Source organism: Pseudarthrobacter sp. NPDC055928 (assembly GCF_042270935.1).
GTDB lineage: Bacteria > Actinomycetota > Actinomycetes > Actinomycetales > Micrococcaceae > Arthrobacter.
Window position 1 is genome coordinate 131243 of sequence record NZ_JBHJZH010000015.1, and the last position, 10109, is coordinate 141351.

Sequence of the window (10109 nt, forward strand, 5' to 3'; positions counted from 1 at the left end):
TCCCATGACGGAAAGTACGACGGCGGCACCCGCCGAGGTGCGACATCCCGGCGATTTGGTGCCGCGGAAGGCCCGAGACCTCACCCCTCGGAACCGCGACGCCGCCCGCCCGCGCCTCGCAGCCAGGCAGACCGCCTGGCTGCTGGCCGCCGTCGTCGTACTTGCTTTGCTAACGGCCGCGTCGCTGGCCATCGGTGCCCGTGGACTGACCCTGGCCACCGTATGGCAGGCCCTTACGCAGTTCGACCCCGCCAACGGCGACCACGCCGTGGTCCACGCCCGTATCCCGCGCACCGTCCTCGGCATCCTGGCCGGCGGCGCCCTGGGCCTTGCAGGCGCTGCCATGCAGGGCGTCGCCCGCAACCCGCTGGCGGATCCGGGCATCATGGGCGTCAACGCCGGAGCCGCGCTGGCGGTAGTCACCGGGATCTACCTTTTTGGCGTCACCTCCCTCAGCGGCTACATCTGGTTTGCCTTCGTCGGTGCCGCAGCCGCCGCCGTCGTGGTTTATCTCATCGCCTCCATGGGCCGGGATGGTGCGACGCCGGTCAAGCTGGCCCTCGCCGGGGCCGCCCTCAGTGCCGGGCTGTACTCCCTCATGAGCGTTATCCTCGTCTCCAGCCAGGACACACTGGACCGCTTCCGTTTCTGGCAGGTCGGCGGGATCGCTGGCCGCGAATGGTCCGTGGTGCTCCCGGGCTTGCCGTTCCTGGCTGTCGGGGCCCTCATCATTCTGGCCACCGGCCGCGTCCTGAACAGCCTGGCTCTCGGTGACGACATCGCCCGCGGCCTCGGCCAGCGGGTTGGCCTGAGCCGGGCCGTGACGGCCCTGGGCATTGTGCTGCTGTGCGGCTCCGCGACGGCGCTGGCCGGGCCCATCGGCTTCGTTGGCCTGGTCATTCCGCACGCGGTCCGGTCGCTCACCGGTCCCGACTACCGCTGGATCCTGCCGTTCTCCCTGGTGCTGGCCCCGGCACTGCTTCTGGGTGCAGACGTCATCGGCCGCGTGGTGCTGCTCCCGGGCGAGGTCCCGGCCGGCATCATGACGGCCCTGGTGGGTGCGCCGGTCTTCGTCTGGCTGATCCGCCGCGGCAAGGGAGCAGGATTGTGAACCTCGTCGAAACCAAACCCCCCGTTGATCTATCACTTCCGGTTGCCAAAACAGGGTCTAAGCGACCAAAACTGATAGCGCAACACTGGCGGACCGCCGTCCTGGCCTTTGGCGTCGTCCTCCTGTTCGCCGCAACCATCCTGCTGGGCAGTTACACCGTGACCGTCCCGGACTTTTTCAAGATCCTGATCGCCCACCTCACCGGCGGCGAAAGGATACCGGGCGCCAGTTTTATCGTGATGGAGAACAAACTGCCCCGGGCGGTCATCGGCATCATGATCGGCGCCGCCTTCGGCCTGTCCGGCGGACTGTTCCAGACCATGCTCCGTAATCCGCTGGCCAGCCCCGATGTGATCGGCATCAGCTACGGCGCCAGCGCGGCAGCCGTCACTGCCATCGTGGTCTTCGGCGCCACCGGGCCGGCAGTGTCCGGCGCGGCGCTCGGCGGCGCGCTGGGCATCGCGGCGCTCATCTACGCCATCTCCCGTGGACCGTCGCTGGGTTCCGGCGGCGGCAACCGCGGCAATGCCGCCGGCAGCCGCCTCATCCTTGCGGGAGTGGGCATCGCCGCCGCCCTGCACGCGGTGGTCAACTTCCTGATGACCCGTGCGGACATCCGCACGGCAGCGGACGCGCTCGTGTGGCTCAACGGATCGCTCAATTCGGCCAACTGGGAGCGTGCCGGCATGCTGGCGCTGGCGCTCCTGGTCCTGGTCCCCGCCGTCATCGCCCTCGCCGGACCGCTCCGGATCCTGGAACTCGGCGACGACGCCGCGGCCGGGCTGGGTATCCGCGTCGGGTTCACCCGCCTCGCCGTGGTGATCACCGCCGTCGGACTTGCAGCGGTGGCGACGGCGGCCGCCGGCCCGGTCTCGTTCGTCGCCTTCCTCGCCGGTCCCATCGCCCGGCGCTTTACCCGGAAAGCCAGCCTCCCGGCATCGGCCCTGGTAGGCGCTCTGATTGTCCTCGCCGCCGACTACTTTGCGGCCAACCTAGCTCCCTTGCTGCTGGACGGCACCGTGCTGCCCGTCGGCGTAATCACCGGCGCGCTTGGTGCCCCGTTCCTGCTGTGGCTCCTGGTCACGGCCAACCGAAAGGATGCCTGACATGGCGGTTCTTAGCGCCCAGGACCTCACGCTGAAGTACGACCAGCGCTGCGTCGTGGACGGCCTCACCGCGGAAATCCCGGAGGGGAAGGTGACCATGATCGTGGGCGCCAACGCCTGCGGCAAGTCCACGCTCCTGCGGGGCCTGTCACGCCTTCTCAAACCGGCGGGCGGCGTGGTGACGCTGGACGGCAAGGACATCCACTCCCGCCCGGCCAGGGAACTGGCGCGCACCCTGGGGCTGCTGCCGCAGCATCCCACGGCGCCGGACGGTATCGCCGTGCGCGACCTCGTGGGCCGCGGGCGCTACCCGCACCAGGGCTTCTTCCGCAGCTGGAGCCCGGGTGACTTGTCACACCATGATCTCGCGGTGCAACGGGCGCTGGAAGCCACAGAAACGCTTGAACTCGCTGAGCGCAACGTCGACGAACTCTCCGGCGGCCAGCGCCAGCGCGTCTGGATCGCGATGGCCCTGGCCCAGGAGACCGACGTCCTGCTGCTGGATGAACCCACCACGTACCTGGACCTGGCCCACCAAGTGGAAGTCCTGGACCTGGTCACGGACCTGAACCGCAAGCGCGGCACCACGGTGGCCATCGTCCTGCACGACCTCAACCTCGCCGCCCGCTACGCGGACCACGTGATCGCCATGAAAGGTGGCGAAGTGGTGGCCTTGGGCGACGCCACCACCGTTGTCACCGAAGAGCTGGTCCGTACCGTCTTCGGCCTGGAGTCCCGGGTGATTCCTGATCCGGTCTCCGGCACGCCACTGATCATTCCCATCGGCCGTCACCACGCCACCGCCACCGAATTGGAGCTCGTTTCATGAAAACCCGCGAAGTCGCCGCCACCGAGCCCATGACCCTGGCGTTCGAAGTCACCGTCTCTTCCGTGGAAGAGCTGAGCCCCAACTTCCGCCGGATCACCTTCGGCGGATACTGCCTGCGTGACTTCGGCGTGAACGGGGACACCCTGGACCTGCGGATCAAGCTGATGATTCCTTCACTGGCCGAGGACGGCACGGAGCTTCCCCTGCCGGCCTTCGAAATGACGCAGGCGGGCTGGTACCGCGAATGGTTGGCCATGGACCCAGCCGTGCGCGGCTCCATGCGGACCTACACGGTCCGGAAATCGCGCCTGGATTCGGTCTACCCGGAGATCGACGTCGATTTCGTGATGCATTTCGACGCAGACGGCCACGGAGGTCCGGCCGCCAACTGGGCCCAAAACGCCAAGCCGGGCGATGCGATCACCATCATCGGCCCCAACAACCGGGCCGCCCAGTGCTACACCGCCGAGATCTATGGCGGCATCGAATGGCGGCCCGGCATGGCCCAGCGCGTCCTGCTCGCAGGCGACGAAACCGCGGTCCCCGCCATTTCGGCCATCCTGGAAAGCCTCCCGCCGTATATGACCGGCCACGCCTTCCTGGAAGTGCCGCAGGCAGGGGACTTCCTTGACCTCAAGACGGACGCCAACGTCGAGATCACCTGGCTGGCCCGCGGCGCGGCGATCGGCCGTTCCCGCCCGCACGGCGAACTGCTGCAGCAGGCAGTGCGCGCGGCCGTCCCCGTTCCGGGCTGGGTGGGCATCAAAGAGTCCGACGGCGGCGCAGGCCCGGAGCCCGAGGACGTCAATGTGGACGTGGACATCCTCTGGGAGACTCCCGCGCGGATGGAGACTGCCGAGATCGAGGCCACCAAGAACCCCGACATGCCAGCTGGAGCCATGCCGTTCTACGCCTGGATCGCCGGGGAGGCGGCCGTTATCAAGGACATGCGGCGGTACCTCGTGCGGGACGTTGGGATCGACCGCAAGCAGGTCGCGTTCATGGGTTACTGGCGCCAGGGCAAGGCCGAGCTCTAGCCTCGCTTCCAAGACCCTCTCTCACTTCCTGTCGCTTGCCGTTAACCCTGGCGTTGTCTTCGTTGCCTAGGGTGGCGGGGTGTGCGCTGATTCTTTGCTTCCCTCAAGTGGGCGGCGTGTCTTTGTCGCCTTGGGGGACTCATTTACGGAGGGCGTGGGGGACCGGGACGAACGCCTGCCCAACGGCGTGCGGGGCTGGGCAGACCGGGTAGCCGAGAAACTGGCCAAGGCTGAGCCTGGCTGGAGGTACGCCAACCTCGCCATACGGAGCAAGCGGCTCCGGCAGATCATTGGTGAACAGCTCGAACCCGCCCTGGCGATGCGGCCCACGCTTGTCACGTTGTACGCCGGCGGAAATGACATCCTGGACCTGGGTACAGACATGGCGGCGCTGATGGAGGACTACGAAAAACTGGTAGCCAGCCTCGCCGGGACTGGTGCCACGCTGGTCCTGTTCACTGGGTTCGACGTCAAGGTCTCCGCCCTCCTGGAACCCCTGAAGAAGCGGAACACTGTCTACAACCAGGGTGTGCGGGAGATTGCTGCGAAGTACGGCGCCGTCCTGGTGGACTACTGGTGCCTGGACGCTTTCCACGACCGGCGCATGTGGGATTCAGACCGGTTGCACATGTCTAAAGCAGGCCATAAGTATCTGGCCGGACAGGTCCTGGATCAGCTGGGTATTCCCCACAAGATCAAGCCCAAGGAATGGGACCCGCCCGCCAGGCCCAGCCTGCGCGAATGGGAGAGGCGCCAGCGCCGCTGGGTCAATGACTGGGTCCTGCCACTGTTCGGACGCAAGATCAGGGGCATTACCTTGGGTGATGCCCTCAGCCCGCGCTGGCCCGAGCCGGTGACGGTGCCGCGGAAGGGCGGCCTGAAGAAAATTGCTGGGGAACAGCCGGCGCAGGCCCGTCCTACCTAGGCTTCCAGCAGGTTCTCGAAGCCTTTTGCCACGCTGGTGGCTTTGAATTCGATGATTTCGAACTCGGCCACACCGTTGCTGAAGAAAGGGTCCCGGGCCAACGATGCATCAAGGGTGGCGCGGTCCACGCTTGAAAGCAGCACGCCGCCCACCGCAGGAACCCGGCGTCCGGACGCAAGGAAGATGCCGGCGTCGAACGCTTCTTTGACCCAGGCCATGTGGGCCGCACGGTGGTAATCCACGATGTCCTGGGGCACCTTGTAGGTCAACGAGACAACAAACATAGGGTCAGCCTACCGGGACGCGCCCACCGCACCCGTGCGTCAGTTGAACTCTCAACCACCTGCAGCTTCTACAATGAGCACATGACCGAACCGCGCTGGCTCAACGCCGATGAACGCCGTGCCTGGCTGGCCCTCCTGAGCATCAACACCATGCTCCCGGCGGCCTTGGATACCCAGCTGCACGCCGCAGGCAAAGTGTCGCTGTTCGACTACAACGTCATGGCGATGCTCTCCGAGGCCGAGGGACGTTTCCTCCCCATGAGCGAACTTGCGGCCCGCACCAGTTCCTCATTGTCACGGCTGTCCCATGTGGTCACCAAGCTGGAGAAGCGCGGCTGGCTGGAGCGGAGGCCGCACCCGGGAGACGCACGAGTCACCACGGCGCACCTGGCCGACGCCGGCATGGCAACCTTGGTGGCGCTCGCACCTGGACATGTGGAAGCTGTCCGGGCGAAGTTCCTCGACGCGCTCACGGAGCGGGACGTGGCGGACCTGGCGAGGATCGGCGAGAAAATCGTGGCCCGCCTGGATGACGATCACTGGATCCTCCGCGAATCCTGAACGTTACCGGCAATCCAGCTTCTCCCCGCTTACAAACCCTGAACAGAGAGCTTCTCCATGTACGCACAAAAGTCTGGTCCGGTCGACTTCTTAGCTAGAAAAAGCAGCGTCCTGGCCGCCTTTGTCGCCATGCACTTCCTGTTCCTGCTCTTGCTCACTCCGCGCATCGCGGCGGGGGAGACGTACGAGGACGTCAGCCTTTACCGCGACTGGGCTTTCCTGGGCCTGGACGAAGGGACCTGGCAAGGTGTCGACGTTCCCTGGGTTTACCCGATCGGAGCAATGTTCCCCATGCTTGCCGCCAGCGTTTTTGGGCCAGGCCAGTACATGCTCGGGTGGTTTCTTTTGTGCACTGTCCTGAACTTAGGGGCCATGGCGTCGCTCCTGGTACACCCGGCAATCAAATTCGGCTGGCAAGCGGCGTATTTATGGATCATCCTGACCGCCGTGCTGGGTCCGCTCAGCTTCTCGCGGGTGGACGGCGTATCCGCCCCCATAGTGGTAGTCGGCCTGGTACTGGCAGTCAGCCACCCGGCGATAGCCTCCGCTGTGCTTTCCGTGGCGACCTGGATCAAGGTCTGGCCCGCGGCTGTGGTGCTCGCCCTGGTCTTGTCTAGCAAAGCATGGCTCAAGGTTGTTTTGGCTGGCGCAGCAGTGTCTGCATTCATGGTGGCTGGAGTTTTAGCCGGCGGAGGCGCCCGCAACCTGCTTGGCTTCATCCAGGCGCACGGCGAACGGGGTATGCAGCTTGAGGCTCCCCTGACCACCCCTGGACTATGGCAGGCCGTCCTGGGCCTCGGAACTGTTGTGCATCCGAACTTTGCGATCGTGACGATGGAAATCCGCGGCGAACTGGCGGATCACGTGGGTGCTTTGATGAACCCCCTCCTTGCCGCCAGCCTGCTGCTCATCGCCATCCTCATCCTTGCCGCTGTCCGTCGGGGCGCTCCCCGCCAGGAAGTCCTGATGGTCGGCGCCCTGGCCTTGGTCTCCGCCATGATCGTGTTCAACAAGGTGGGCTCCCCGCAGTTCATGTTGTGGCTCGTTGCTGTGGTGAGCGTTGGCGTTGCCATGAGTGGACGGAAATGGGCCGTGCCCGCAATCTCCGTCGGCGCGATTGCGGTCCTCACCACCCTTGTCTATCCGTTGCTATACAAACAGCTGATTTATGCCCTGAATCCCGGGGCCGCCCTGCTGCTGACGGTACGCAACGCACTGCTGGTCATGCTTTTGTGGTGGACAGTGGTGGCTCTGTCCAGGATGGCGCGACCACTGCAAACGGGCCGGCGCAGCCAGCCGGTCATTACCGAACCCGGATCGGAACAGCACTTGGTTGCTCCCAGCAACTGATGGCACACTGACGCTATGGACTTTTCGGCCCGGTACGTAGCCCTTGGTGACTCCTTCACAGAAGGGGTAGGCGACGAGGACGCCACCCGGCCCAACGGCGTCCGCGGGTGGGCCGACCGGGTGGCAGAGCAACTCGCCGCAGCGAACCCGGACTTCGGTTACGCCAACCTTGCCATCCGCGGCCGGAAACTCCGCCAGATTATGGCCGAACAGGTGGACGCCGCCGTCGAACTTCAACCCACCTTGGTGACCATCTATGCCGGAGCCAACGACATCCTTCGGCCGCGGATCGACATCGACGACCTGCTCGCCGAGTACGACGACGGGATCCGCAAACTGAGCGCCACGGGTGCCACTGTGGTCATGTTCACTGGGTTCGACGCCCGCGGCTCCAAGGTCTTCAGCACCATGCGGGGACGCACCGCCATCTACAACGAGCTGGTCCGGGGAATAGCGGGGGACCACGGCGCCCTGCTGGTGGACTACTGGCGCTTCAACGAGTACTACGACTGGGGTATGTGGGCCCAGGACCGGATGCACATGTCGGCCGCCGGACACGCGAACATGGCCAGGCGCGTCCTGGATGTGCTCGAACACGACCACTCCATCGAGGTCCCGCCCATGACGCCGGTACCCGAACTCGGCCGGGTGGACGCCCTCCGCGCCAATGCCCGCTGGGTCAAGGAATTCGCCGGCCCGTGGGTGGTCCGCCGCGTTACGGGCAAGTCCTCCGGCGACGGCCTGGCGCCGAAATATGCCCAGCTGATACGCCCCTAAACGGGGGAATCCGGGATGGTGTGGCAGGAGGCGCCTATACACCATCGCGGCCGGGATTGGTCTTTAATTGCCTGAACTCGTAGACTTGGTAGGCGCTAAGTGCGCGGAGCGTGCGCAATTGCTCCGGTGGCCCGGTAAATTTCTCCAGGGTAGCCGGTAGTTAGGGGCTCAAGTTGCGTGACTAACCGTTCACCCTGATCACTTTGGGTCGCACTTACACGCATGATCCTGCAGCAGATATGCGGATCATTACATTCAATTCTTTGAGGAGAAGTCATGGCAGCACACTGCCAAGTGACCGGAGCCGAGCCGGGCTTTGGGCACAGCATTTCGCACTCGCACCGCCGCAACAAGCGTCGGTTCGATCCGAACATCCAGAAAAAGCGCTACTGGGTTCCGTCCCTGCGCCGTAATGTCACGCTGCAGGTTTCTGCAAAGGGCATCAAGACCATCGACGTACGCGGCATCGACGTAGTCGTCGCCTCTATCCTTGCTCGGGGAGTGAAGCTCTAATGGCTAAGGACAAGGACGTACGTCCGATCATCAAGCTCAAGTCGACTGCGGGCACGGGTTACACCTACGTAACCCGCAAGAACCGTCGTAACGACCCGGACCGCATGGTTCTGAAGAAGTACGACCCCAAGATCCGCCAGCACGTCGAATTCCGAGAGGAGCGCTAAACCATGGCTAAGAAGTCCAAGATTGCTCGCAACGAGCAGCGCAAGGTCATCGTTGAGCGTTACGCTGCAAAGCGCCTCGAGCTGAAGAAGACCCTGGTTGACGAAAACGCAACCGACGAAGCACGCGAAGCTGCACGCCTCGGCCTGCAGAAGCTGCCCCGCAACGCCTCCCCGATCCGTCTGCGTAACCGCGACATCATCGACGGCCGTCCCCGCGGTACCTTCCAGAAGTTCGGTATCTCCCGTGTTCGCTTCCGCGACATGGCTCACCGCGGTGAGCTCCCGGGCATCACCAAGTCTTCCTGGTAATCCAGCACCGCTGATTCCAGCTGCTTGAGAAGGGCCGGCAACCATTTGGTTGCCGGCCCTTCTGCGTTTAAGCGCTGCCCTCCCGGGCTGTACGCACACGGCTGGATTGCTGTGTTGCAGCCCACAGGAGGAAAGTACGACGGCGGCTGGGCGGCCGGGTGCACCAATGGGCCGTCCTGGCGCGCAACGGCGGGGTTTAGGACCCCTTCGAGGGTGGATTTGCGGTGGGGGTTGAGTGGGTGTATTGTTTTCTAAGTCGCCGCGAGGGAGACAGCGAAGAGCTGGTTACCGCGGGCGGCCAAACCCCCAAATTCAAGACCAAATTCTGGTAGCTCATTAGAGTGCCTCAATGAGGTGGGAAACGGGTTCCTGCCGATATAGATCCTGAAATACGGATTTGCATCGGGGCTGGAAACCGGGTAAGTTTGAAAAGTTGCTCCGGAGCGATCCATGGCTGTTGTTTGGTTGTGGTGGTGCCGGGTGTGTCTGTTGTTTGAGAACTCAATAGTGTGCCAAGTTTGTTGATACCAATTGTTTTTTGATTGGTTGTTTTGGCCAGATCGTGCCGCCCCTGTGGTGTGGTTTGGTTTTTACAGCTGGTTTCAAATTTTGCAGTGTGGTTGCCGCGTTTTCCCGTGGTGGCTGTGTTGTGTTCGTTTTTGTTTTACTTCAACGGAGAGTTTGATCCTGGCTCAGGATGAACGCTGGCGGCGTGCTTAACACATGCAAGTCGAACGATGATGCCAGCTTGCTGGTGGATTAGTGGCGAACGGGTGAGTAACACGTGAGTAACCTGCCCTTAACTCTGGGATAAGCCTGGGAAACTGGGTCTAATACCGGATATGACTCCTCATCGCATGGTGGGGGGTGGAAAGCTTTTTGTGGTTTTGGATGGACTCGCGGCCTATCAGCTTGTTGGTGAGGTAATGGCTCACCAAGGCGACGACGGGTAGCCGGCCTGAGAGGGTGACCGGCCACACTGGGACTGAGACACGGCCCAGACTCCTACGGGAGGCAGCAGTGGGGAATATTGCACAATGGGCGCAAGCCTGATGCAGCGACGCCGCGTGAGGGATGACGGCCTTCGGGTTGTAAACCTCTTTCAGTAGGGAAGAAGCGAAAGTGACGGTACCTGCAGAA

At 63.8% G+C, this 10109-nt stretch carries 12 protein-coding genes and 1 rRNA gene; 12 read left to right on the forward strand and 1 reads right to left on the reverse strand.

Annotated features, from left to right (window positions below; genetic code table 11):
- The first annotated feature begins 4 nt into the window (after positions 1 to 4).
- The 5 genes from ACFC25_RS17915 to ACFC25_RS17935 all read left to right on the forward strand — a co-directional run bounded on the left by ACFC25_RS17915 (position 5) and on the right by ACFC25_RS17935 (position 5008).
- Positions 5 to 1111, forward strand: coding sequence for a FecCD family ABC transporter permease (locus tag ACFC25_RS17915; protein ID WP_376047600.1), 1107 nt, complete (start codon positions 5 to 7; stop codon positions 1109 to 1111).
- A 71-nt stretch (positions 1112 to 1182) separates the two neighbouring features.
- Positions 1183 to 2217, forward strand: a complete 1035-nt coding sequence (locus tag ACFC25_RS17920) for an iron chelate uptake ABC transporter family permease subunit (protein WP_337349003.1) — start codon at positions 1183 to 1185, stop codon at positions 2215 to 2217.
- Between the two features lies 1 nt (position 2218).
- Positions 2219 to 3046 carry an ABC transporter ATP-binding protein gene (locus ACFC25_RS17925; protein WP_376047602.1) on the forward strand — a complete coding sequence of 276 codons (828 nt, stop codon included), beginning with the start codon at positions 2219 to 2221 and terminating at the stop codon, positions 3044 to 3046.
- Positions 3043 to 4083: a siderophore-interacting protein gene (locus ACFC25_RS17930; RefSeq protein WP_376047605.1), complete on the forward strand. Its 1041-nt coding sequence runs from the start codon at positions 3043 to 3045 to the stop codon at positions 4081 to 4083. The genes ACFC25_RS17925 and ACFC25_RS17930 overlap by 4 nt, the downstream gene beginning before the upstream one ends.
- Positions 4084 to 4162: 79 nt before the next feature.
- Complete coding sequence (locus ACFC25_RS17935) at positions 4163 to 5008, forward strand: SGNH/GDSL hydrolase family protein (RefSeq protein ID WP_337348995.1); 846 nt, start codon at positions 4163 to 4165, stop codon at positions 5006 to 5008.
- Here the strand turns inward: ACFC25_RS17935 and ACFC25_RS17940 are convergent.
- Positions 5005 to 5292 carry a YciI family protein gene (locus ACFC25_RS17940; protein WP_337348996.1) on the reverse strand — a complete coding sequence of 96 codons (288 nt, stop codon included), beginning with the start codon at positions 5290 to 5292 and terminating at the stop codon, positions 5005 to 5007. The two genes, ACFC25_RS17935 and ACFC25_RS17940, sit on opposite strands and share 4 nt — an antisense overlap.
- Before the next feature lie 81 nt (positions 5293 to 5373).
- Between ACFC25_RS17940 and ACFC25_RS17945 the strand changes: the two genes are divergently transcribed.
- From ACFC25_RS17945 to ACFC25_RS17975, 7 genes are all read left to right on the forward strand, one after another.
- A complete protein-coding gene (locus ACFC25_RS17945) occupies positions 5374 to 5853 on the forward strand; it encodes a MarR family transcriptional regulator (protein WP_337352704.1) in 480 nt (159 codons plus the stop codon).
- A 57-nt stretch (positions 5854 to 5910) separates the two neighbouring features.
- Positions 5911 to 7203, forward strand: coding sequence for a hypothetical protein (locus ACFC25_RS17950; protein ID WP_376047610.1), 1293 nt, complete (start codon positions 5911 to 5913; stop codon positions 7201 to 7203).
- A 15-nt stretch (positions 7204 to 7218) separates the two neighbouring features.
- Positions 7219 to 7980 (forward strand): SGNH/GDSL hydrolase family protein, encoded by a 762-nt coding sequence (locus ACFC25_RS17955; RefSeq protein ID WP_376047612.1) that lies wholly within the window; start codon positions 7219 to 7221, stop codon positions 7978 to 7980.
- 276 nt (positions 7981 to 8256) lie between these two features.
- Positions 8257 to 8493: a 50S ribosomal protein L28 gene (gene rpmB / locus ACFC25_RS17960; RefSeq protein WP_104043693.1), complete on the forward strand. Its 237-nt coding sequence runs from the start codon at positions 8257 to 8259 to the stop codon at positions 8491 to 8493.
- On the forward strand, positions 8493 to 8660 hold the full coding sequence (gene rpmG, locus ACFC25_RS17965; RefSeq protein WP_013602737.1) for a 50S ribosomal protein L33: 168 nt from the start codon (positions 8493 to 8495) through the stop codon (positions 8658 to 8660). The genes rpmB and rpmG overlap by 1 nt, the downstream gene beginning before the upstream one ends.
- Before the next feature lie 3 nt (positions 8661 to 8663).
- Positions 8664 to 8969, forward strand: a complete 306-nt coding sequence (gene rpsN, locus ACFC25_RS17970; protein WP_015938870.1) for a 30S ribosomal protein S14 — start codon at positions 8664 to 8666, stop codon at positions 8967 to 8969.
- Positions 8970 to 9638: 669 nt separating this feature from the next.
- A 16S ribosomal RNA gene (locus ACFC25_RS17975) occupies positions 9639 to 10109 on the forward strand; the annotation flags it as partial.

What these genes read in the sequence shown, in the direction of transcription:
- ACFC25_RS17915 (WP_376047600.1), top strand. Translation starts at nt 5, where the DNA reads ATGACGGAAAGTACGACGGCGGCACCCGCCGAGGTGCGACATCCCGGC.
- ACFC25_RS17925 (WP_376047602.1), top strand. Translation starts at nt 2,219, where the DNA reads ATGGCGGTTCTTAGCGCCCAGGACCTCACGCTGAAGTACGACCAGCGC.
- ACFC25_RS17930 (WP_376047605.1), top strand. Translation starts at nt 3,043, where the DNA reads ATGAAAACCCGCGAAGTCGCCGCCACCGAGCCCATGACCCTGGCGTTC.
- ACFC25_RS17940 (WP_337348996.1), bottom strand. Translation starts at nt 5,292, where the DNA reads ATGTTTGTTGTCTCGTTGACCTACAAGGTGCCCCAGGACATCGTGGAT.
- ACFC25_RS17945 (WP_337352704.1), top strand. Translation starts at nt 5,374, where the DNA reads ATGACCGAACCGCGCTGGCTCAACGCCGATGAACGCCGTGCCTGGCTG.
- ACFC25_RS17950 (WP_376047610.1), top strand. Translation starts at nt 5,911, where the DNA reads ATGTACGCACAAAAGTCTGGTCCGGTCGACTTCTTAGCTAGAAAAAGC.
- ACFC25_RS17955 (WP_376047612.1), top strand. Translation starts at nt 7,219, where the DNA reads ATGGACTTTTCGGCCCGGTACGTAGCCCTTGGTGACTCCTTCACAGAA.
- rpmB (WP_104043693.1), top strand. Translation starts at nt 8,257, where the DNA reads ATGGCAGCACACTGCCAAGTGACCGGAGCCGAGCCGGGCTTTGGGCAC.
- rpmG (WP_013602737.1), top strand. Translation starts at nt 8,493, where the DNA reads ATGGCTAAGGACAAGGACGTACGTCCGATCATCAAGCTCAAGTCGACT.
- rpsN (WP_015938870.1), top strand. Translation starts at nt 8,664, where the DNA reads ATGGCTAAGAAGTCCAAGATTGCTCGCAACGAGCAGCGCAAGGTCATC.